The following is a 470-nucleotide window of genomic DNA, read 5'->3' on the forward strand; positions in this document are numbered from 1 at the left end:
ATCGTCGGCATAGCGGGTTGTGCTCCTGAGGTGGGACTCGGGAGTTCGGGAATCGCGAGCCGGTGCGCACGGTTCGTCCACATATGACAACAAACGGCGATGTTGCGTCCTTCGGTCCTAACGCGCCCGGATACGTGTGGAAGTCGGCAACGGACGTCGAACCGATCGAAGTCTCTCCCGGAATCACCGTGCAGCCGCTCTGGCGGGGAGCCACCGGTGCGAAGGCGGCGGTGACAACCATCGCGGCGGGCGCTGTCTGGGACGGCGAAGACCTACATGACCCCGGGCCCGAAGCGGTCTACGTCGTCTCGGGCGTCTTCACTGACGGCGTCAACGACTACACCGCGGGAACATTCCTGCACGCCCCGGCCGGGTCGTGGCATGTCCCGCAGTCTGCCGAGGGGTGTGTGCTGTTCCTTTTCTACCCAGAAGGCTAGGTAGGAACCAGCATGGTTAACCCCCGATAGCAG

Annotated in this window: 1 protein-coding gene; it reads left to right on the forward strand. The window is 63.8% G+C overall.

What is annotated here, in order from left to right:
• The first annotated feature begins 83 nt into the window (after nt 1–83).
• Nucleotides 84–437: a cupin domain-containing protein gene (locus RM704_RS44665; RefSeq protein WP_311593604.1), complete on the forward strand. Its 354-nt coding sequence runs from the start codon at nt 84–86 to the stop codon at nt 435–437.
• Nucleotides 438–470: the final 33 nt, after the last annotated feature.

It is taken from the genome of Streptomyces gottesmaniae, assembly GCF_031845845.1.
GTDB classification, from domain to species: Bacteria; Actinomycetota; Actinomycetes; order Streptomycetales; family Streptomycetaceae; genus Streptomyces; species Streptomyces akebiae.

Bases quoted from the DNA above. Each gene is read 5' to 3' on its own strand.
- RM704_RS44665 (WP_311593604.1), top strand. From the start codon at position 84: ATGACAACAAACGGCGATGTTGCGTCCTTCGGTCCTAACGCGCCCGGA.